At 64.7% G+C, this 20,717-nt stretch carries 18 protein-coding genes, 1 tRNA gene and 1 riboswitch; of the genes, 6 read left to right on the top strand and 13 right to left on the bottom strand.

The window, feature by feature from the left end:
• The first annotated feature begins 91 nt into the window (after positions 1-91).
• On the top strand, positions 92-2,953 hold the full coding sequence (locus BRX37_RS13900) for a TonB-dependent receptor domain-containing protein (RefSeq protein WP_125987682.1): 2,862 nt from the start codon (positions 92-94) through the stop codon (positions 2,951-2,953).
• 171 nt (positions 2,954-3,124) lie between these two features.
• Positions 3,125-5,395, top strand: coding sequence for an arylsulfatase (locus tag BRX37_RS13895; RefSeq protein WP_125987680.1), 2,271 nt, complete (start codon positions 3,125-3,127; stop codon positions 5,393-5,395).
• Positions 5,396-5,455: 60 nt separating this feature from the next.
• Here BRX37_RS13895 and BRX37_RS13890 read toward each other — a convergent pair whose 3' ends face one another.
• From BRX37_RS13890 to cbiE, 6 genes are all read right to left on the bottom strand, one after another.
• Positions 5,456-6,166, bottom strand: a complete 711-nt coding sequence (locus tag BRX37_RS13890) for a TetR/AcrR family transcriptional regulator (RefSeq protein ID WP_125987641.1) — start codon at positions 6,164-6,166, stop codon at positions 5,456-5,458.
• Positions 6,167-6,287: 121 nt separating this feature from the next.
• A complete protein-coding gene (gene cobF / locus BRX37_RS13885) occupies positions 6,288-7,040 on the bottom strand; it encodes a precorrin-6A synthase (deacetylating) (RefSeq protein WP_125987678.1) in 753 nt (250 codons plus the stop codon).
• Positions 7,040-8,344 carry a cobyrinic acid a,c-diamide synthase CobB gene (locus BRX37_RS13880; protein ID WP_125987639.1) on the bottom strand — a complete coding sequence of 435 codons (1,305 nt, stop codon included), beginning with the start codon at positions 8,342-8,344 and terminating at the stop codon, positions 7,040-7,042. The genes cobF and BRX37_RS13880 overlap by 1 nt, the downstream gene beginning before the upstream one ends.
• Positions 8,341-9,126, bottom strand: coding sequence for a precorrin-4 C(11)-methyltransferase (gene cobM, locus BRX37_RS13875; protein WP_125987637.1), 786 nt, complete (start codon positions 9,124-9,126; stop codon positions 8,341-8,343). Before cobM ends, BRX37_RS13880 begins: the two co-directional genes overlap by 4 nt.
• Positions 9,123-9,485 carry a cobalamin biosynthesis protein gene (locus BRX37_RS13870; protein WP_125987635.1) on the bottom strand — a complete coding sequence of 121 codons (363 nt, stop codon included), beginning with the start codon at positions 9,483-9,485 and terminating at the stop codon, positions 9,123-9,125. The genes cobM and BRX37_RS13870 overlap by 4 nt, the downstream gene beginning before the upstream one ends.
• Positions 9,482-10,690: a precorrin-6y C5,15-methyltransferase (decarboxylating) subunit CbiE gene (gene cbiE / locus BRX37_RS13865; RefSeq protein WP_125987633.1), complete on the bottom strand. Its 1,209-nt coding sequence runs from the start codon at positions 10,688-10,690 to the stop codon at positions 9,482-9,484. The genes BRX37_RS13870 and cbiE overlap by 4 nt, the downstream gene beginning before the upstream one ends.
• Between cbiE and BRX37_RS13860 the strand changes: the two genes are divergently transcribed.
• Positions 10,689-11,453: a cobalt-precorrin-6A reductase gene (locus tag BRX37_RS13860; protein WP_125987676.1), complete on the top strand. Its 765-nt coding sequence runs from the start codon at positions 10,689-10,691 to the stop codon at positions 11,451-11,453. The two genes, cbiE and BRX37_RS13860, sit on opposite strands and share 2 nt — an antisense overlap.
• On the opposite strand, the gene cobJ is transcribed toward BRX37_RS13860, so the two are convergent.
• From cobJ to BRX37_RS13835, 5 genes are all read right to left on the bottom strand, one after another.
• Positions 11,414-12,196 carry a precorrin-3B C(17)-methyltransferase gene (gene cobJ, locus BRX37_RS13855; protein ID WP_125987631.1) on the bottom strand — a complete coding sequence of 261 codons (783 nt, stop codon included), beginning with the start codon at positions 12,194-12,196 and terminating at the stop codon, positions 11,414-11,416. The genes BRX37_RS13860 and cobJ overlap by 40 nt on opposite strands.
• Positions 12,193-12,915: a precorrin-2 C(20)-methyltransferase gene (cobI, locus tag BRX37_RS13850; RefSeq protein ID WP_125987629.1), complete on the bottom strand. Its 723-nt coding sequence runs from the start codon at positions 12,913-12,915 to the stop codon at positions 12,193-12,195. The genes cobJ and cobI overlap by 4 nt, the downstream gene beginning before the upstream one ends.
• Positions 12,912-13,541 carry a precorrin-8X methylmutase gene (locus tag BRX37_RS13845; protein WP_125987627.1) on the bottom strand — a complete coding sequence of 210 codons (630 nt, stop codon included), beginning with the start codon at positions 13,539-13,541 and terminating at the stop codon, positions 12,912-12,914. The genes cobI and BRX37_RS13845 overlap by 4 nt, the downstream gene beginning before the upstream one ends.
• The gene (locus BRX37_RS13840) at positions 13,541-14,851 is read right to left on the bottom strand and encodes a cobalamin biosynthesis protein CobG (RefSeq protein WP_486056635.1); all 1,311 of its coding nucleotides are present in this window, start codon (positions 14,849-14,851) and stop codon (positions 13,541-13,543) included. Before BRX37_RS13840 ends, BRX37_RS13845 begins: the two co-directional genes overlap by 1 nt.
• A gap of 22 nt (positions 14,852-14,873) precedes the next feature.
• Positions 14,874-15,085, bottom strand: a riboswitch (cobalamin riboswitch).
• A gap of 177 nt (positions 15,086-15,262) precedes the next feature.
• Positions 15,263-15,337 (bottom strand) — tRNA-Gln (locus tag BRX37_RS13835).
• A gap of 162 nt (positions 15,338-15,499) precedes the next feature.
• Between BRX37_RS13835 and BRX37_RS13830 the strand changes: the two genes are divergently transcribed.
• The 3 genes from BRX37_RS13830 (at position 15,500) to BRX37_RS13820 (ending at position 17,180) form a co-directional block, all read left to right on the top strand.
• Positions 15,500-16,009 (top strand): MarR family winged helix-turn-helix transcriptional regulator, encoded by a 510-nt coding sequence (locus BRX37_RS13830; protein ID WP_037512438.1) that lies wholly within the window; start codon positions 15,500-15,502, stop codon positions 16,007-16,009.
• A gap of 169 nt (positions 16,010-16,178) precedes the next feature.
• Positions 16,179-16,502, top strand: a complete 324-nt coding sequence (locus BRX37_RS13825) for a hypothetical protein (RefSeq protein WP_010338154.1) — start codon at positions 16,179-16,181, stop codon at positions 16,500-16,502.
• 297 nt (positions 16,503-16,799) lie between these two features.
• Positions 16,800-17,180 carry a hypothetical protein gene (locus BRX37_RS13820; protein WP_164522461.1) on the top strand — a complete coding sequence of 127 codons (381 nt, stop codon included), beginning with the start codon at positions 16,800-16,802 and terminating at the stop codon, positions 17,178-17,180.
• 332 nt (positions 17,181-17,512) lie between these two features.
• Here BRX37_RS13820 and BRX37_RS13815 read toward each other — a convergent pair whose 3' ends face one another.
• Together BRX37_RS13815 and BRX37_RS13810 are read right to left on the bottom strand one after the other, a co-directional pair.
• A complete protein-coding gene (locus BRX37_RS13815; protein WP_234780514.1) occupies positions 17,513-19,663 on the bottom strand; it encodes a peptidase domain-containing ABC transporter in 2,151 nt (716 codons plus the stop codon).
• On the bottom strand, positions 19,624-20,625 hold the full coding sequence (locus BRX37_RS13810) for a beta-barrel domain-containing protein (protein ID WP_318276683.1): 1,002 nt from the start codon (positions 20,623-20,625) through the stop codon (positions 19,624-19,626). Before BRX37_RS13810 ends, BRX37_RS13815 begins: the two co-directional genes overlap by 40 nt.
• Positions 20,626-20,717: the final 92 nt, after the last annotated feature.

Below are 20,717 nucleotides of genomic sequence, written 5' to 3'. Positions count from 1 at the left end.
TATCGGATAAAAATAAACCGAGAGGATGGGGAGAAGTGCAATGCGAGGACGAGCGTCTTCATTATTCCTGACGGGTACCGCCCTGTTCACGATGGCCAGCGCGGCCGCCGCCCAGGAGGCCGCGCCGCCGGCGGACGCCCAGAGCGGACAGGCATCAGCCCAGGATATCGTCGTCACCGGAACCCGCATCGTGCGCGATGGCTATACCGCGCCGACGCCGGTGACCGTCGCATCGACCGAAGAGCTGGTGAAGGCGACCCCATCCAACATTCCCGACGCGCTCAACAAGCTGCCGCAGTTCCAGAACTCGTCCAGCCCGTCGCGCAGTTCGATGAACTTCGCCAATACCGCGGCGCACGGCAATGTGCTGAACCTGCGTGGCGTCGGGCCGTTGCGCACGCTGATCCTGTTCGATGGCCAGCGGGTGGCGCCCACCACCTATCTCGGCACGGTCGATGTCAATGTCATCCCCAACCTGCTGATCCAGCGGGTGGACGTGGTGACCGGCGGCGCTTCGGCGGCCTATGGCTCCGACGCGGTCTCGGGCGTGGTGAACTTCGTGCTCGACAAGAAATTTACCGGCCTGACCGGCGTCGCCCAGGGCTCGACGTCGCAGCGCGGCGATAATCAGGGCTATCGCTTCGGCATCGCCGGCGGCTTCGACTTCGGTGGCGATCGCGGCCATTTGTTGCTGAGCGCCGAGACTTTCAAGAATAACGGCATGCTGCGCAGCGACCGCAAACTGGGACGCGGCGCCTACAGCTATGTCGGCAGCACGGTCGGCTGCACCAATCCCAATGCTGCGGCCGATCCCACCGCCTGCTCGCCGGGCGGCTCGCTCAATCCCTATATGATCGCCTCCGGCGTGACGCTGAGCGCTGCATCGGAATATGGCAAGATCACGTCGGGGCCGTTCACCAATTACCGGTTCGACGCCAATGGCGCGCTGGTGCCGTTCAGCAACGGCACGGCAACCGGATCGCCGGGCTATTTTGTCGGGGGAGACGGGTATGCGATCTCGCCTGACACGCAGGCGGTCGCCCCGCTGCACACCTATCAGGCCTTTGGCCGGGCGAGCTGGGACTTCACGCCGGACGTGACCGGCTATGTCCAGGGCAGCTTCTCGCGCAGCGACCTGTCTTACACCTCGCTCGCCAACAGCCTGGTGCCGCCGACGGCCGCCACGCTCTACAGCGGCAATCCCTATCTGCCGGCCGAACTTCAGGCCGCCTTCACCCCGACCAGCCAGTCGATCACGCTCGCCCGCTATGGCGCCAATTCACCCCGGCCCCACACGACGGAACGCACCGATTACTGGATGGTCAATGCCGGGTTCGAAGGGACGCTGGCGGACAAATGGAAATGGAATGTCGCCTTCAACCATGGCGACTCCAATTTCTCGGTCGCACAGGAAGGCGTCTGGAATTGGCAGCATTTCTATGCCGCGACCGATGCCGTGCGCAATGGCAGCGGCCAGACCGTCTGCCGGGCCAGCCTGAGCGCCGATCCGACGATCGCGGCCCGCTATGCCAATTGCCAGCCCTTCAATCTGCTAGCCACCGGCGACGCCTATGCCAGCCAGCCTGGCTATGACTATGTCGTGGGTACGTCGCGTTACCGCGCCCGCATCTGGCAGAACGCCATGTCGGCCAGCATCCAGGGCGCCCTGTTCGACCTGCCCGCCGGTCCGGTCGACGTCGCGCTGGGTGCGGAATATCGCCGCCAGAGCCTGCGCCTGACCAGCAATGCCAACCCCGCCGATCTCGACACGACGGCCGAACGCAGCGCCTATTTCGCCGGCCTGCGCGGCGTGCCTTCGTCGGTTTATCATTATTGGCTGACCAATGTCGGCGAGGCGTCGGGCGACCTGAGCGTCAAGGAAGTGTTCGGCGAACTGGCGGTGCCGCTGCTCAAGGACCAGCCCTTTGCGCAGGAACTGAGCCTGAACGCCGCCGGCCGCTATACCGATTACAGCACGTCGGGATCAGTCAAGACATGGAAGCTGGGCGCCACCTGGAAACCGATCAGCGACCTGCTGCTGCGCGGGTCGGTCTCGCGCGATATCCGCGCGCCCAATCTGTTCGAGCTGTTTGCCGGCGATCAGAGCGCGATCAGCCTGCTGGTCGATCCGGTCAGCGGCATCACCGCCAATGTGCCGCAGGTGACGGGCGGCAACCCCGATCTGAAACCGGAAAAGGCCGATACGCTGACCTTTGGCGCGGTCATCACGCCGTCCTTCCTGCCGGGGCTCAGCCTGTCGGTCGATTATTACCGGATCAAGATCAAGGATGCGATCGGCACGTTGAGCCTGACCCAGATCGTCAACAATTGCAGCCAGAGCGGCGGCACCGCGCCCGAATGTGCGCTCGTCACCCGCGACACGCCGACATCCTTCCCCAGCCAGATCCGGGTGGCGCCCGCCAATATCGCCTTCCTGGAAACCAGCGGCATAGATTTCGACGCGTCCTACCGGACCGAACTGGCGGGCGGCAATCTGGGCCTGCGCCTCTATGCCAGCTATCTCGACACCTATCAGACCCAACAGTCATCGACCGCGCCGGTACTGGAATATGCCGGGATCAGCACGATCAGCAGCACACCGGAAGGCCGCCCGCGCTGGCGTGGCACGCTCAGCGTCAATTATGAGATTGGCCGGGTCGGCGTCTTCCTCAACCAGCAGTTGATCGGCAAGGTGAAGCTGGGCATCCCCGGCGGCCTGGAAAACGGCCTTGGCCAGACGATCGGCGCGGTCGGCTATACCGACATGACGCTCAGCTACCGCTTGCCGGTGGCCAACGGCCATGTCGAATTCTTCGGCACTGTCAACAATCTGTTCGACAAGGATCCGCCGTTGATCCCCGGCACCATTCCGGGCGTCAACATCGCCACCAATTTCGCGCTTTACGACACGGTAGGCCGCGCCTTCACGGGCGGCATCCGCTTCAAGTTCTGAAAGCCGGACGGCGGCCTGGTGCCGCCGTATCTCTCTCCCTGGGCGCCGGCTGCCAATGCAACCGGCGTCTCTTTTTTGTCCAAGGAGGTCGCTTTGCCCCATGTTTCAGTCCGCCCCGTCCGTCGCCCATGCGGCAGGGTCTTGAGCGCGACATCCTCCCTCGCGCTGCTCATGGCGCTCTCAGCGCCTGCCGTCGCCCAGACCTCCGATGCTTCGGCCGCGAAAATCTACGGCCGCACGCCGGCGGAATCCTCGCCGCCCAGTTGGCCTCAGCCAGTCCGCGCCGCCAAGGGGGCTCCCAACATCCTGATCGTCATGACCGACGATGTCGGCTTTGGCGCCAGCAGCACCTTTGGCGGCCCGATTCCGACGCCAACCTTCGACGCGCTCGCGCAAGCCGGGCTGCGTTATAACCAGTTCAACACCACCGCCATCTGTTCGCCGACCCGCGCCTCGCTGCTGACCGGGCGCGATCCGCAGGCGGTGGGCATGGGCTATGTCGCCAACTGGGCGACCGGCTATGATGGCTATAACAGCGTGATCCCCAAAAGGGCCGGCACCATGGCCCAGATCCTGAAGGAAAATGGCTATAATACAGCGATGATCGGCAAGGGGCATGTCACCCCGGAATGGGAAATGAGCCGCGCCGGACCATTCGATCGCTGGCCCACGGGCCTGGGTTTCGAATATTTCTACGGCTTCCTGGGCGCCGACAGCAGCATGGCCGAACCCAATCTGGTCGAAAATACCGCGCATGTGCAGGCACCAGCCGATCCCGCCTATCATCTGGAACATGACCTGGCCGATCATGCTATCCGCTGGATCGACGAGCAGCATGCAGCCGCCCCGGACAAGCCCTTTCTCCTCTATTATGCGACCGGCACCGCCCATGCCCCCAACCAGCCGCCCGCCGACTGGATGGCACGCTTTCGCGGCAAATTCGATGCCGGCTGGGACGCGATGCGGGCGGAAACGGTCGCCCGGCAGAAGCGGCTGGGCGTGATCCCGCAGGGGGCGGACGATGCGCCCCGGCCCGACACATTGCCGCGCTGGGACAGCCTGACCGCAGACCAGAAGCGTCTCTATGCCCGCTACATGGAGGCCTATGCCGCCTCCCTCGCTTATGCCGACGCGCAGATCGGCCGCGTCATCCAGCGGCTGCGCGACAATGGCGAGATCGACAACACGCTGATCATCTATATCCAGGGTGACAATGGCGCGAGCGCGGAAGGCAGTTTCGACGGCAAGCTGTTCGAGCAGTCGGCGCTGAGCGGGGTGAAGGAAAATCCCGATTATGCCCTTGCCCATATCGACGATATCGGCACGCGCAACGCCTATAATCTGATCCCCGGCGGATGGGGCTGGGCGCTCAACGCTCCCTTCCCCTGGGCCAAGCGCTATGGCTCTCATTTCGGCGGCACCCGCAATGGCATGGTGATGTCCTGGCCGCGCCATATCCAGGATCCGGGCGGGCTGCGCAGCCAGTTCCACCATGTCAGCGACATCATGCCGACCGTGCTGGAGGCCGCCGGGGTCAAGGCGCCCGAGATACTGGACGGCATACCGCAAAAGCCCATCACCGGGATCAGCATGGGTTACAGCTTCGCCGCCAAGGACGCCCCCTCGCACCGCACGACCCAGGTGTTCGCGATGGCGCAGAATCTGAGCGTCTACAAGGATGGCTGGGTGGCCGCGACGGCGCCGATGGTGACGCCGTGGGAACGCACGCCGCCGCCGCCCGTGCCGATCGACCAGCGCGTCTGGCAGCTATATGATACCCGTTCGGACTTCAGCGAAGCGCATGACCTGGCCGCCGCCAATCCGCAAAAACTTGCAGCGCTCAAGGATCTGTTCTGGGCCGAAGCGGCGACCGCCGGCATCCTGCCGATCCATGGCAGCGAAGGCGGGCAGAAGGGGCGCCCCGACCATAATGCCGGGCGTGTTCTGTTCACCTATCATGGCCCGGTCGGTCCCATTCCGGAGAGCGCAGCGCCCGGTCTGGTCGGCCATTCCTTCACCATCCGGGCGCAGGTGAGCGTGCCGGCCGATGGCGGCCAGGGCGTCATCGCCGTGCATGGCGGCCGTTTCGGCGGCTACAGCCTGTTCATGGACAAGGGGCAACCCAGCTTCACCTATAATCTGACCCCCGCCCATATGAGCCGGATTGCCGGCACCGCGCCCCTGACTGCGGGACGGCACGATATCGGCCTGCGCTTTGTCATGGACCGGGAAGCGCCGACCAGCGGCGCCACCGCCACGCTGCTGGTGGATGGAAAGGAGGTCGCGCGCGGCCGAATCGACCGCACCTTCGCGCTCGTCGTGTCGCATACCGAGGATTTCGAGGTCGGCCAGGACAGTATCAGCCCGGTCGATCCTGCCTATGATGTGGTCAGCAGCCACTTCACCGGGACGATTGAGCAGGTGGATATCAGCCTGCCCTAGGGGCCCTTTGCTTTCCGCATTTTGCGAGCCGTCAGCTGTGCCAGCTGACTTCAAAATGCTCTAGCAATAGCGCGCCAGCCAGGCCTCCACCGACACCGGCAGGCCCGGTTCCCCCGGCGGGGCCAGCAGGCTGGCGCGCGCGCTCATCATCACGTCGCGGACATGCGCCTCCAGCGGCACGGTGCGATCCTCGGGCGGCATATGGTCCCAGCGGACCAGCAGGCTCTGCAGCATCATGTTGCACAGCAGGATGCGGTTGCGCGCGACGTCGGGATGCACCCCCTCCATCAGCGCGCGCAGATGGCCGATCACCCGGAACAGGTTCTGTGCCCTGTCCTCGACCGCCGCGAACAGGCTGGAGGTCAGCGACCAATATTGGGTCGCGAAATGCAGCAGGAAATGGGCATAGGGATGGGATCCGGCCTCATCCTTCAGGTCGAGCTGCGGCAACAGCAATATGCCCAGCAATGCCATCGGATCGCGCAGATGGCCACTCGCTTGCGCCTGCGCCAGCATCCGTCCGCGCACCGGATCCATCTGCTCCACACGGGCGCCGAAGACGGCGGCGAGCAGCCCATCCTTCGACCCGAAATAATAGGTGACGGCATTGGTGTCGCCACAGCGGGCGGCCGTGGCAATCTCGCGCATCGACACGGCATCGATGCCGCGCGCCGCAAAAAGCGCCTCTGCCGCGCGGACGAGCCGCACCATCGGCGGCTCTGCATGGCGCACCCGCTTCCTGGCGACGCTCAACTCTGGCAAGGCAATCATCTCCCGGCAATTGCGGGGCAAATTATTGCCGGATGGCGCTGAAAACCAGCCCCTTTCGACAAGCGGGGAGCGCGGAATTTAGCAGCACCGGCCCGCTTTCGCGCATCGCGCCGCCGCCGGATCATGCCCCCCTGCGCATCAGATAGATGTCCATGATCCAGCCATGCCGGGCCCGTTCCTGCGCGCGGAGCCCCGCGATCCTGTCCCGCACGACCGCCAGCGGCCCTTCGATCAGGAGTTGATGCTCCATGCCGAGATAGGCCCCCCACCAGATATGGATGCCGGCGGGATCGAGCGCATCGAAGGCGCAGCCCTGATCCAGCATCACGGCGACGCTGTCGCCGCCGGCCGGCCAACCATCGTCGCGCAGCCGGCGCCCGGTCGTGATGACCACCGGCGCGCCCAGCCGATTGAGCGGGATGGCATGAGCCGCAGTCAGCGCCTGCAGGCTGGTGATGCCCGGCACGACGCTTACCCGGATCGCCAGCCCCCTCTGCGCCAGCCGGTCGGCGATCCGCAGGCTGCTGTCATAAAGGGAGGGGTCGCCCCAGACCAGCAGGGCAAGGCGGCCGCCATCGGGCAGGTGGCGCGCGATCTGTCCGGCCCAGGCCTGGGTGATGGCATCGTGCCAGTCCTGTACGCCGCCCATATAGTCGCCGCGCGCATCGCGCACGGGGAGGTCGAACTCCACCACGCGCACCGCCCGCGTCAGCACGGCCGCGCAGATGGTGCGGCGCAGGTCGACAAGGTCGGACTTGGCGCTGCCCTTGCGCGGCAGCAGGATGAGGTCGGCGCTGTTCATCGCCCGCACCGCCTGGGCCGTCAGATGATCGGGATTGCCGGTGCCGATGCCGATGAGGTGCAGCTCGATCATCATGCGCTCGCGATCATGTGGAAGAAGGAACCGCTGACCCAGCCGCGCCGCGAGCCGGTTTCCGCGACCGCAGCACCATCGGCGTCGGTCACCCGCATCAGCGGCGCGTCATCTTGGCCCAGGATGGTCGAATAATGGAATTCATGGCCGCGCAGCATGGTGCCGGCGCACAGCCCCGCGACAGGCGCCAGAAGCTGCGCCCGCCGATAGCCCAGATGCAGGCGGCGATCCGCATGGCTGGTGACAAGGCGGAGCAGTCCGGCCATGCGATGGACGGTGCCGTCCCGGTCGATCAGCGCCTCGCCCAGCACCATATAGCCGCCGCATTCGCCATGGACCGGTCGATCCTGAGCATGGCGGCGCACGCCCGTCAGAAAGTGCTGCGCGGCGGCGATGGTCCCGGCGTGCAGTTCGGGATAACCGCCGGGCAGCCAGATCAGGTCGGCATCCGCCGCTGGCGCCTCATCGGCCAGCGGCGAGAAGGGCATGATCTGCGCCCCGGCCTGTCGCCAGCCTTCGAGGAGATGCGGGTAGAGGAAGGAGAAAGCCACGTCCTGCGCCACCGCGATCCGTTGCGCCGGGGGATCGGGCAGACGCCCGCGGGCCGTGACGCCGTCCGAGCGGGCCGCGTCCCGAACCGCGGCGAGATCGACCCGCTCCCGCATGAGTGCGCCATGGCGCTCCAGCGCCTGATCGAGCCCCTCCTGCTCGCCGGCCTGCACCAGCCCCAGATGCCGCTCGGGCAGGCTGAGGTCCGCGTGCCGGGGCAAGGCGCCGAACACCGCAATGCCCGCCGCCGCCAGCCCTGCCCGCGCCAGCCGTTCATGGCGCGGGCTCGCCACGCGATTGAGGATGACGCCCGCAATCGTCACATCGGGATCGAAACGGGCAAAGCCGAGCGCCGTGGCCGCACAGGATTGCGCCTGTCCGGATATGTCGAGCACCAGCAGCACCGGCCAGCCCATGCGGCGCGCCACGTCGGCGGCGGTGCCATGGCCGGCCGCACCCCGACCCGCCACCCCGTCGAACAGGCCCATCGCCCCTTCGGCAACGATCATGTCGGCATCGCCGGCCTCGGCCGCCACCCGGTCCAGCAGCGCGCCGTCCATCGCCCAACTGTCCAGGTTGAAGGACGGCCGGCCACAGGCGGCGCGATGGAAGGCCGGGTCGATATAGTCCGGCCCGCATTTAAGCGGCTGCACCGTCACGCCCGCGTCGCGCAGCGCGCGGAGCAGGCCGAGCGTGACGGTCGTCTTGCCGGTGCCCGATGCGGGCGCCGAAACGAGCAGGCCCGGCACCGTCACTCGAATGACCCGGCATAGCGCGATCCGGCTTGCTGCGGCCGGAAACGCCGGTCATAGCCCTGCGCGTAGAGGCTGCTTTCGGCAAAATCCGCCGCGTCCAGCGCCGGGCCGACGAGGATGATGGCGGTGCGCTCCATGCTGCCCGCGACCGCCGCCTCGATCGACGAGAGGGTCGCCCGCACGATCCGCTGGTCGGGCCAGCTTGCCCGCCACACCACCGCGACCGGGCAGGCCGCGCCATAGGCAGGGCTGAGATCGGCCACCACCTGCGCCAGATTGTGGATCGACAGATGGATGGCCAGGGTCGCGCCCGTCACCGCGAAATTGGTCAGGCTCTCGGCCGGCGGCATGGTGCTGGCCCGCCCCGGCGTGCGCGTCAGGACGAGCGACTGGGCCAGTTCAGGCAGCGTCAGCTCCACCTCCAGCGCCGCGGCCGCCGCAGCGAAGGCCGGCACGCCGGGGGTCACGGTGAAGGGGATGTCGAGCGCCCGGAGGCGGCGGATCTGCTCGCCCATGGCCGACCAGACCGACAGGTCGCCGGAATGGAGCCGCGCCACATCCTGCCCGGCGGCGTGGGCGGCGGTGATCTCCGCCATGATGGCGTCCAGGTCCATGGGCGCGGTGTTGACGATGCGCGCGCCGGGCGGGCAATGGCCCAGCACCTCTACCGGGACCAGCGACCCGGCATAGAGGCATATCGGGCTGGCCGCGATCAGATCGCGGCCGCGCAGGGTCAGCAGGTCGGGCGCGCCAGGGCCGGCGCCGATGAAATGGACGGTCATGATGATGCTCCTTGAGCGATGGCGCAGGTCGCCATGCGATCGGGGGAAAGGCTGCGGGCTGCGCGCAGGCGGGCGCCTTCCCCCGCGCCGGCCAGGGCACAGGCCTCGGCGACGCTGCCGGTGCCGCGCACGGCCAGCGAGGCCGGCGACCGGGTGATGGTGGGCAGGGATGCGAGGCGATCCGCCGCAATGGCGATGAGCGGCAGCGCCAGTTGCGCGGCGAGTTCCGCCAGTCCCTCGGCCTTGTCCGCCAGCGTGGCGAGATGGGTGACATCCCGTCCGCCGCCGGCCGCCGCCAGCGCCGCGCGCAGGGAGGCGGTGGTCGCGCCGGCACGGAAACCGAAGCCCGCGACGATCATAGCGTGACGCTCCACTGCACCACCGGATAGCGCGACCGCCAGCCATGGCGATTGCCGAGCGGCGCGGCGTCGGCCAGTTCGATGCGCAGCAGGCTGCCGCCCCGCCGCCCGTGCCAGAGCGCCAGCAGCGCCTCCGACTCCAATGTCACCGCATTGGCGACCAGCCGCGTGCCGGGTGGCAGCAGCGCCTCCAGCCGTTCCAGCAGCGCCTGCGACAGACCACCACCGATGAAGACCGCCTGCGGCATCGGACCATCAGGCAGCACGTCCGGCGCGCGACCGATCATCAGCTCCAGCCGATCCACGCCCAGCGCACGGGCATTGGCGCGGGCGCGATCCGCACGGACCGGATCGGCCTCCACCGCGCAGGCGCGATTGGCGGGATGGGCCAGCAGCCATTCAATCGCGATCGACCCCGACCCGGCGCCGATGTCCCACAGATAGTCCCCCGGCCGGGGCGCCAGCGCCGACAGGGTCAGGGCGCGCACCGGCGCCTTGGTGATCTGTCCGTCATGGTCGAACAGCGCGTCGGGACGACCGCTGGCGACGGTCAGGACGGGACCGTCACCGGCGACCTCCAGCCCGACCGCCACGGGATGGGCGATGTCGGCCGGTATCGTCGCCTCGGCCTCGATCGACCGGATCCGTTCGCGCGGGCCGCCGAGGCTTTCCAGCACATGGAGGCGCGACGCGCCAAATCCCCTGGCCGACAACCAGGCGCCAAGCCCCGCCACCGCCGCCCCGTCGCGCAGCAGCACCAGCGCCCGCGCGCCCGGCGCAAGGTGCGGACGCAGCCTTTCCAGCGGCGCGGCATGCAGGCCCAGGCACGCGACATCCTGTATCGCCCAGCCCAGCCGCGCCGCCGCCAGCCCGAAGGTGGAGGGCGCGGGATGCGCGCACCATTCATGGGCCGCCAGATGGCGCGCGATGCTGCTGCCCGCGCCGAACCAGAAGGGGTCACCCGACGCCACTACCACCACCGGCCGGCCACGATGCGCCAGCAGCCGCGCAATCCCGTCCGCGAAGGGCACTGGCCATTCGACCGTCGGCGCGCTAATCCCGCCCAGCAGCGCAAGGTGCCGGGCCGGCCCCATGACCAGGTCCGCCGCCGCCAGTGCCGCGCGGCTTGCCGCAGACAGGCCGTCCATCCCGTCCTCGCCGATGCCGACGATCGTCAACCAGGGGGGAGAATTCATGTCATCCATGCCCAATATCCTGCTGCTGGGCGGCACGACGGAGGCAAGCGCGCTGGCGGCCTTGCTGGCGGCGCGCGGCATCCGCGCGACCTTCAGCTATGCCGGACGCACGGCCAGCCCGCGGGCACAACCCCTGCCCGTGCGGGTCGGCGGCTTTGGCGGGGTGGCGGGACTGGTCGCGCATCTGCGCGCGGAAGGCATCACCCATCTGGTCGACGCCACCCATCCCTTTGCCGCGACGATGAGCGCCCATGCGGTGGCGGCTGCGCATGGGGCGGGGATCGCCCATGCCGCACTGACCCGTGCGCCCTGGACGCCGGTCGCCGGCGATCGCTGGACCACGGTGCCGGACATGGCAGCGGCTGTGGCCGCGCTCGACGGCCCGCCTCAGCGGATCATGCTGGCCCTGGGGCGCATGCATGTGGAGGACTTCGCCGCCCAGCCCCAGCATCATTATCTGCTGCGCTTCGTGGATGCGCCGGACGCAGTGCCGCCCCTGCCCGATCATGCCCTGATCGTGGATCGCGGCCCGTTCACGGTGGCGAACGACACCAGCTTGCTGCGGGACCATCGCATCGACCTGATCGTCGCCAAGAATGCCGGTGGCACGGGCGCAGCCGCCAAGCTGAACGCCGCGCGCGCGCTGGGCCTGCGCGTGCTGATGATCGACCGGCCGCCGCTGCCCGAGCGGCAGGAGTTCCACCGGCCCGAGGATGTGCTCGACTGGATCGCTCATCCCGCCGCCTCGTCGGGGATGCCGCGCGGCGTATAGAGGATCGGCCCGCGCGCCCGCTCGATGATGCGGGTCCGGCTCGACCCGACGATCACCATGGTGCGCATGTCCGCCATGTCCGCGCGTGCCTGCCCCAGCGGCACGATATGCAATGTCTCCTGCGCGGTGGTCACGGCGCGGGCGAAGAGGATCGGGCGCGCGTCGCCACAAAGCTCCCGCAACAGCGCCAGCGTGCGCACGAACCCTTCCGGCCGCGACGCCGACCGGGGATTGTAGAAGGCCATGGCGAAATCCGCCTCCACCGCCAGCCGCAGCCGCTTTTCGATCAGGGCCCAGGGCTTGAGATTGTCCGACAGGTTGATCGCACAGAAATCATGGCCGAGCGGCGCGCCCGCACGCGCCGCGGCGGCCAGCATCGCGGTGATGCCGGGCAGCACGCGAATGTCGATGTCGCGCCAGGGAGCGGGTCCGGCCTCCAGCGCCTCGAACAGGGCGGATGCCATGGCAAAGACGCCCGGATCGCCCGAGGAGACGACGACGACCCGCCGCCCCTGCGCCGCCAGCTCCAGCGCATGGGCCGCCCGATCCAGTTCCACCCGATTGTCCGAAGGATGCAACATCAGCCCCGCACGCGGCGCGACCCGCGCGACATAGGGGATATAGCCCACCACATCGGTCGCGGCAGCCAGCGCGGCGTCGACCTCCGGCGTCACCAGCGCTTCGTCCCCCGGCCCGAGCCCCGCGATCGCGATCCAGCCCCCCTCTCCCGCCGCGAAACTCATGGCCGGCGCCCCTGTCCGTGGATCAGCAGGATCGAGAAATAGGGCGTGACCCTGTCGACATCGGCCAGCCGGGTCACGCGCTGTTCCGGCATGGCGGCATGTTCGACCAGCCATGCTTCATCGCTGCGCCCGGCCGCCGCCACCGCACGGCGCAGCTTGGCGAGGTGCCGGCCGATCTTCATCACCACCAGCGCATCGGTATCGCGGATGCGGCGGACCAGTTCCTCTTCCGGCAGCGTCGCCATCGCGACGGTCAGCACATCGTCCCCCCAGGTGATGGGCAGGCCGGTCGCATTCCAGGCGCCCGACATGCCCATGATTCCGGGGACCACTTCGACCGGGACCAGCCCCGCCAACCGGCTGTGCAGATGCATGAAGGAGCCGTAGAAAAAGGGGTCGCCCTCGCACAAGACGACCACATCCTCCCCCGCCTCCGCGATCGCCAGCAGCCGGCCGGTGCAGTCGGCATAGAAGGCGGCAAGGCAGTCGTTATAGCGCGGATCGGTGAGCGGAATTTCGGTCGTCACCGGATATTCCATCGCCAGTTCGATCGCATCGTCCCGCAGCATGCCCTGCGCGATGCGGCGCGCCTGTCCCGGTCGGCCGGCCTTGCGGAAATAGGCGACATGCCGTCCCCCCCGCACCAGCCGGTCCGCGCGCACGCTCAGCAAGTCCTGCGCGCCGGGGCCAAGGCCCACGCCATAGACGGTGCCGCTCATTCCGCGCGGCTCGCCAGCGCATTGATCGCCGCGACCGTGATCGCGCTGCCGCCAAGCCGCCCGTCGACGACGCAGCAGGGGACCGGCTGCGCCGCCCACAGTGCCGCCTTGGATTCCGCCGCGCCGACGAAGCCGACCGGGCAGCCGATGATCGCTGCGGGACGCGGACAGGCCGGATCTTCCAGCATGTCGAGCAGGTGGAACAGCGCCGTGGGCGCATTGCCGATGGCAACCAGTGCCCCGGCAAGATGCGGCCGCCACAGTTCCAGCGCGGCGGCGGACCGGGTATTGCCCATCGCCCGCGCCATGTCCGGCACGGCGGTGTCGTGCAGGGTGCAGAGCACGGCATTGTCGGCGGGCAGGCGCGCGCGCGTGACCCCTTCCGACACCATGCGCGCATCGCACAGCACCGGTGCCCCTGTGGCCAGGGCCTGCCGCGCCGCCGCTGCAAAGCCCGGCGAAAAGCGGATATGGGCCGCCAGGTCCACCATGCCCGCGGCATGAATCATGCGCACGGCGACCGGCTCCTCCTCGGCAGCAAAGCGCCCGAGGTCGGCTTCGGCGCGGATGGTGGCGAAGGACTGGCGATAGATTGCCGCGCCATCCCTCTCATAATCATGGGGCATCAACAGGCTCCGAAATGGGCAAGAAGGTCGGTGGCGGTGAGGTCAGGACGGTCGGGCGCCGATCCTGCGCGGGCATGGAAGGCAAGGTCATAGCGCCTGTCCCGCCCCGTCAGCACGATGTCGGCCGGCATCGAACAGGCACAGCCCTTGGCGCAGCCGGAGACATGAAGGCGGCCCGCCACATGTGGGGCCAACTGGCGGGCGAGGCTGCGCGTCTCCACGCTCGCCTGCGGACAGGCAGGCGCGCCAGGGCAGGTGTCGAGATGGTTCGTCGGGGCGGCAGCGTCGGCGCACAGACCGGGCAGCTGCCCTTCGGCCAGTAGCATGCGCCACGGGGTCAGCCGCATGGCCGGCGCGTCGAGAAGATGCCGCGCGTCGATCCGGCCGAAGGGAAGACCATAGGCCATGCCGCCATCCCATGCGCCGGGGACCAGTCGCGGGCGTGGCGACGCCGCCTCTGTCGTGCCCGTTGCCCAATCCGGCAGGGGCGCATCATGCCGGGCCATGCGCCCCGCGCGCGCGCCGTCGCTCTCCACGAACCATCGGGCGAGCGCGAGCAGCTCATCCACTTCGCCGCCGCTATCCACCGGCACGCCTTGTGCCCGCCCCTCCGCACGTAAGATCAGGCCGCCATCGCGCGCCCGTTCGATGCGAAAATCCCCCGCTTCGCCGGGCAGGAGCGGCGCGGCGCCGGCATCGATCACGAAGCCCATCTTGCCCGGCAAGTCCGGTAGTTCGTCCAGGCGATCGAGCAACTGACTGGCGATGCGATGGCTGTCGTCGCCTTCGCGCCAGTCCGGCGCGACCATCATCATGCGCGCGCCCTCGCGCCGGGCATCGCGGTCCACCAGGCCAAGGTCGAGCAGCCGGTCGAGCAAGGGGCGCCAGCTTTCGTCGCGCACGCCGCGGATCTGGAGGTTCGCGCGCCGGGTCATGTCGATCAGGCCGTTGCCATGGGCGATCGCCGCTTCGCCCAGCGCCGCCATATCGTCGGCCGAAAGACGGCTAAGGCGCGGCTTCACGCGCACGATCAGCCCGTCGCCCGCCGACATCGGGCGCCAGGCATCGGGACACCAGCCCCGAACGGCCGGCCCGTGGGCTACCGCATGGTTCGCGGTCGCCCTATCCCTGCCCGCGCCGGTCTGGCTCACAGGCAAATCCTCCGCGCGCCGGGACGCAACCAGGCGGGGCTTGCCGGCATCGCCGGTCGGCGCGAGGCGGCAGGCAGGCGCGACAGGCGCCCGACACCACGCGGCCGTGCAGCCCCAGCCACACGCTTCGCCGCCCAGACGGAAGAGAGACCGTGCCATGACCAATCCCTGGGTCAGGACAAGAGCGACCGAAACGCCGGCAGGTCTCCTGGCTCGCGGGTCGTTGCGGGATGCACGCCTTCCCGGACGCCCTGTCCAGTGGCTGCCCTCATGGGCTCGTGCATCGCGCTATCCGCTTACAGTTGCAGGGACAGCCACGGAATAAGGGGCCAGGCCCCCGCACCGCATTCCCGATTAAGTTCCTTGCGGAACACCGGCGTCAGTTATGCAATGCGCCAGCATGAACCGGCGCATCGATGATGCCCTAGTCGAAACATCGGGCTTCGCCAAGACGCGGAATGGGTATCGGCAGTCCCGCTGCCGGCTCGACGCCCAAGGCATACCGACGGAAGATGCCGAAACGGAAACCGGAAGCAAGGAAAGCGACGCGGCGTCGGATACCGAAAATTATGGCTGGGGCGGCAGGATTCGAACCTGCGCATGGCGGCATCAAAAGCCGCTGCCTTACCGCTTGGCGACGCCCCAGCAATGCGCCGATCCAAGTCAGCGCGGGACCGCCATATAGCGGCTGATGCACGAAAGAAAAGCCCTCCTGACGATGGACTTCGCCTTTCCCTTTCCTTCCCGCCCAACCCATCTTAGGGATCAACGCCACGCCCCCTCCCCTCCAGCCGGAAACCCGCGCCGATGTCCGTCCAAGCCCCCTCGCCCAGCCAGATCGCACCGGCCTCGCCGCTGTTCCTGCGCGAGGACGAAATCCGGCGCGGCATCGAGATGCTCTATTTCGGCTATTCCGCGCTCACCCGCTCGATCGACGAGGGGCTGGCGGCGCAGGGCCTGGGCCGCGCCCATCACCGCGCCCTTTATTTCATCTCGCGCCAGCCTGACCTGACGGTGAAGGATCTGTTGCGCCTGCTGGCGATCACCAAGCAATCGCTCGGCCGGGTGCTCAATGACCTGATCGAGCGCGGCTATATCGAGACCCGGCCCGGCAGCAGCGACCGGCGGCAGAAACTGCTGCGCCTCAGCCCCGCCGGCCGCGCGCTGGAGGCCGAGCTTTTCCGCGCGCTGCGCGAGAAGATGGCGGCCGCCTATGCCCAGGCCGGACAGGGTTCCGTCACCGGTTTCTGGCGGGTGATGGAGGGTCTGATCCCCGATGCCGACCGGTCGATGGTGTTCGGCCTCAGCGGCGGCTGATCGCGAAACCACGCAACCTTATGGCCGCTGCCGCGCTTTTAGGAGCGTCGTGCGGAAAAGTGGGAACCGGTTTTCCGCTTGAAACGATGCGACAACAAGGAATTTGGCAGCGCCGCGTCAGATATGATGCGGCGCTGCCCAAGCCTTGCCAACGCAATGAGGAGACATCATGCGCGCACCCCTTCTGGCCATCACGGCCCTGTCCGCCCTGGGCCTGAGCCTGTCCGCCTGCTCGGAAAAGGCGTCGGACAATCTGGAAAATGCCGGCTCCGCGATCGGCAATGACGTCAGCAACGCCGTCGACGATGCCGGCGCCAAGATCGACAACGGCCTCGACCGCGCGGGCGCCGCGATCGACAATGGCGCGGACCGGATCGGCGCCGCGACCGACCGGGCGGCCGACGACGCCAAGCGCGAGGGCAAGGAAGCCAAGCAGGATGTCGGCGCCTCGCTGGAGCAGGCCGGCAAGGACCTGCGCAACGACAGCCATTGAGACGTGCCGGGCCTCCCCATGGGGAGGCCCGGCCTCGGGCCGCGAGGCTATATCCGGGCGGCCTGGACGCGACTGGAAGTGGCTATTTCCCTCTTCGTCATCCCGGCCCCTTCGACAGGCTCAGGACAGGCTTGATCCGGGATCGCTTCAGCGCTCCCCATCCGCCGTAGCCCAGAATGGGTTCTGACTTTCGTCAGGGTGACGGATGTGGAAATTGTCGGAATTCGACCACTTGCGGCCGCAAACGGAACGCCATAGATTTATCGAATGCGGACATTCCTAGCGATTGCAACACTCTTGCTTCTGCCGGCATGTGATGCTTGGCCGACCATTGTAGATAATCACGCTTCAAGGCCCATCTCTGTTCAATATCTTCATCAGGACTATGATTATTGGTCCGCGCCATTTCCCATCAGGGCTGGTCGAGCAATGCCGTTTGCTCAAGCGCACTGGATTCAGGAAATTAAGGGCATCAAAATTAAGGATGGCAGGCTCAATTATAGCTGGTCCAAAGTGGAAATTGATCGCCTCGCACTCGCATGTCCCAGTAGCGAAATAGCCAGAAGAGTGTCTTTCGCCGGTAATTGCTATCTGATCTATCTCGGAGACGGACGCTTAAAGGCGATGACAGCCCTGCCGGATGGCATAAAATATGAAGGGATCGGGAACGACAGCTAAGCGCGTTCCTCGAAAGATAGCCGACTGTCCCCTTCCCACCCAACTCCGTCACCCCAGCGAAGGCTGGGGTATCAGGCGGCAGCAGAAAGAGGCCAGCCGTCTAGCGCTATCCGTTTATGCCGCGTGCGCCGGCCTGAGATGCCAGCCTTCCCAGGACCACCTTTGTTGTAACTCGCTGGAAATTGCGATCTGATCCATCAGAGGGGCGGGGGATGAAGGCTCAAGGTCCCGATGGCGTGATCTGTCTACAGAGACCGCAGGGAGTCTCACAGAGGCGAATAAGGAACAAGGGGCGGGTCAAATGCCTTGCTTAAATCAATTGTATAGCAATTCTAACCCTCCGATCTGGCAACCTCAGACAACTTTCCACGACTCAAAACAAGAATCCGATCTGCTGCTTCTATCGTTTCTCGCCGGTGAGCAATAACGATGCGAGTGATCCCCATATTTCCAACAGCTTCGTTGACGGCTCGCTCGTGGAGAACATCTAGGTGCGCAGTGCCTTCGTCCATGACGAGAATCCGAGGCTTCCGATAGAGGGCTCTCGCGAGGAATATGCGCTGTTTCTGACCACCCGAGAGGGTCGACCCCATATCACCAACCAGCGTTTGGTAGCTCATTGGCATCCGGGTTATGTCATCATGGATAGCAGCAGTCATCGCAGCCGCAACTACACTGTCCATATCAATATGATCATCAAAAAGCGCGATGTTATCCGCCAAGGTTCCCGCAAACAGAGTGTCATCTTGTAGAACTGCTGCAATCTGGCGCTGAAAATTTCGTCGCCCAAATTGCCCCAAGGGTAAGCCATCCACCAACATAACGCCTCTTTCAGGTTCAATAAATCCTATCAATAACTTGACTAGCGTTGATTTTCCGCCACCTGACATACCCGTTATAGCGACATGCTCGCCTGAGTTAATTTTTAGATCGAGGCCACTCAAGATGAACGGATCGCTTGGGGAGTATCTATAAAATATGTTTTGCAAATCAATAGAGCCATTCAAATCGCAGCTTGAATCTTTCATGTCGTTAAAACCAACATCCTCCCTAGAAAGAGCAATGTCAGAAATACGCTCAAGATGAAGTCCCGTCATGCGAAGGGCAATGCTCTGATCAATTAGTGATGATGCCTTTTCAATAAACTGAGTTTTATAAGACATATAGGCAAATACCATGCCTATGCTGAATCCATCACCATTCATGACCATTCCAACCGCCAGCCAGATGCTGATAACGTTTTCCAAGCCGAAAATCAAAATATTAGATGATGATTGCAAAATACTTATTCTAGAAGTAACAACATCACAATTCACTGCGTCTATCAGGCGGTTCTGCCAAATATGATGGCGTGACATTTCTTGTCCAAATAGCCGTAATGTTGTAATTCCACGAAGAGATTCTATCAAATTGCTTTGTTCTCTTCCATGGGCAATAATAGACGACTCTCGCGCATTTTTCTCAAGTGAAAACGAAACAATTCTCACAAGTGCATATGCAGAAAATGATATGATTGTCACTGCGCTAAGCGCAGTGCTATAAAATATCATTAGTGCTAGTGTAAATACAGCCATAATACCGTCTACTACGCCTGCAACAGCTCCTTGCGTCAGCATGGACTGTATCGGAATGATGGATTGAAAGCGTGATAATATATCGCCCGTATGTCGCCTCTCGAACCATTCAATTGGAAGGCGAAGAAGGCGGCGAGCGATGTTCGAGGCTAAGGTCATGCCGAGCGAACTGCCCGCTACGAGCAGGACATATGATCTAAGAAAAGTGGCAATGACATTTATGATCGAAAATAAAGAAAATCCCAACGCCAAGACAGTAAGCAAATCGTGATCGAACGCGGGAAGCGCCTGATCTAAGGCCAACTGCATGTAGTATGGCGAAACGAGAACAAAAGATTGAAGAACTAAACTTAGAACTATTATCTGGGCCAGGGCGCGTTTCATGCCGGTCATGCGCTGCCATAAGTGTGACAGCTTTAACCTATCTTGCTTTTGCGCTACTACAAAGGAGTCATTGGGGCGGAGTTCTAACGCTACGCCAGTGAAATGATCCGAAACTTCTTCAATGGGAAGCCACGATGAACGCCCGTCTGGATTATGAATCAGAGCCTTACTACGACGAATGCGTTCGAGTACGACGTAGTGGTTCATATCCCAATGTAGGATCGCTGGGAGACGTAGATTTTTGAGCTGGTCTAAAGGCACTTTAACTGCGCGCGGCGTCAAACCAATTTGATCAGCTAGCCCCATCAATGACTTTAACGCAGCTCCGCGCAACGAAGGCACAAAACGGCGCCGCATCGTCCCCAAGTCTGTGCGCAATCCGTGATAATCAGCTACCATGGTCAAACAAGCTAGACCGCATTCGGCAATTTCCGTCTGTCGGACTAAGCGGACGCGTGATTTCAAGAAAAGATCGAACGCAGGCTTCATCGCTTTTGAACTGCCAATAATGGTTCGAAGAGCCAAGCCAACAATGTTCGCTCTTCAGTGATGATTCGGGCAGTAAGTGTCATACCGGAAATGAGTGGTTCTCTCCTCCCATAGGCAGGAACAGCACGTTGATGCAACGACACCGTTACCGGATAGGCTGATAGATTAACGCCGGTTTCTGACTGACGTGAGATAGGGCTTGCCGCTACCGTCAGAACTTTGCCTCTAATACTTCCGAACCGCTGATATGGGAATGCATCTATTGCGATCCGAACCTCTTGGCCAGGCTTCACAAAGCCTATGGCCGAACTTGACACTTCCAATTCCGCGCGAAGTTCAGATCCGGACGGGAGGATGGTCATCAGCGGCGATTGCGAAGTGACGGATTGTCCTACGTTGGCCGTCAATGCTGTCACACGACCTGCAAGCGGGGCACGAAGGACATATGAGCGACTGATTGCCGCATTGGCGGCCTGTTGCGCAACCCCGGCACGGGCCGCCGCAACACTCGCTTTCTGCGCACGGCCTTGCGAAGCGGCTTGCGCTGCACTGCGCTCATTCTCAAGCATTGAAGCACGCTTAGCGGCAAGAGCCTGTGCCAATTGTGAAAGCCCCTGTTGACGAACAAGTAGCGCCTCTTCCCGTTGTTGCATGTCCCGGACGCTTATGAACCCCCTTGCAGCAACCGGACGTATCCGATCGAGTTCGCGATGAGCCGATGAGACGAGATTTTGCTGAATCGCAATCTGCGATTGGAGATGTTTTACCTCTTCTACGAGACCGGCATGTTGCGCCGCGAACTGCCGCAATTGTGCGCCTACAGCTTCTTCGGTAGCAATTTCCTGGGCGAAGAGTTGAGAATCTTGCGCGGCGATGGCAGATTCCACCCGCACAGCGGGAGTTTCAATGCTCGCGCTATCTTCCTCTGCGCGTATCAGGGCCAAGTAAGCTCCTGACTTCACCTCCTGCCCCTCTTCCACAGGCAGCGACGCGATCACGCCACTTCTCCCAGGAACAATTAGCGATATACCTGCCGCTGGGACTATCGAACCAGACGCTATCTCAACCCGAGTATAGCTGGCCAATGATA

Origin of the sequence: Sphingomonas sp. S-NIH.Pt3_0716 (assembly GCF_003950715.1) — a bacterium.
Lineage (GTDB): Bacteria > Pseudomonadota > Alphaproteobacteria > Sphingomonadales > Sphingomonadaceae > Sphingobium > Sphingobium yanoikuyae_A.
The sequence above is the reverse complement of the archived record's forward strand: the minus strand, read 5'-3'. Positions and strand labels throughout refer to the sequence as shown.

Bases quoted from the DNA above. Each gene is read 5' to 3' on its own strand.
- BRX37_RS13900 (WP_125987682.1), top strand. From the start codon at position 92: ATGGCCAGCGCGGCCGCCGCCCAGGAGGCCGCGCCGCCGGCGGACGCC.
- BRX37_RS13895 (WP_125987680.1), top strand. From the start codon at position 3,125: ATGGCGCTCTCAGCGCCTGCCGTCGCCCAGACCTCCGATGCTTCGGCC.
- BRX37_RS13890 (WP_125987641.1), bottom strand. From the start codon at position 6,166: ATGATTGCCTTGCCAGAGTTGAGCGTCGCCAGGAAGCGGGTGCGCCAT.
- cobF (WP_125987678.1), bottom strand. From the start codon at position 7,040: ATGATCGAGCTGCACCTCATCGGCATCGGCACCGGCAATCCCGATCAT.
- cobM (WP_125987637.1), bottom strand. From the start codon at position 9,126: ATGACCGTCCATTTCATCGGCGCCGGCCCTGGCGCGCCCGACCTGCTG.
- BRX37_RS13870 (WP_125987635.1), bottom strand. From the start codon at position 9,485: ATGATCGTCGCGGGCTTCGGTTTCCGTGCCGGCGCGACCACCGCCTCC.
- BRX37_RS13860 (WP_125987676.1), top strand. From the start codon at position 10,689: ATGCCCAATATCCTGCTGCTGGGCGGCACGACGGAGGCAAGCGCGCTG.
- cbiE (WP_125987633.1), bottom strand. From the start codon at position 10,690: ATGGATGACATGAATTCTCCCCCCTGGTTGACGATCGTCGGCATCGGC.
- cobJ (WP_125987631.1), bottom strand. From the start codon at position 12,196: ATGAGTTTCGCGGCGGGAGAGGGGGGCTGGATCGCGATCGCGGGGCTC.
- cobI (WP_125987629.1), bottom strand. From the start codon at position 12,915: ATGAGCGGCACCGTCTATGGCGTGGGCCTTGGCCCCGGCGCGCAGGAC.
- BRX37_RS13845 (WP_125987627.1), bottom strand. From the start codon at position 13,541: ATGCCCCATGATTATGAGAGGGATGGCGCGGCAATCTATCGCCAGTCC.
- BRX37_RS13840 (WP_486056635.1), bottom strand. From the start codon at position 14,851: ATGGCACGGTCTCTCTTCCGTCTGGGCGGCGAAGCGTGTGGCTGGGGC.
- BRX37_RS13830 (WP_037512438.1), top strand. From the start codon at position 15,500: ATGTCCGTCCAAGCCCCCTCGCCCAGCCAGATCGCACCGGCCTCGCCG.
- BRX37_RS13825 (WP_010338154.1), top strand. From the start codon at position 16,179: ATGCGCGCACCCCTTCTGGCCATCACGGCCCTGTCCGCCCTGGGCCTG.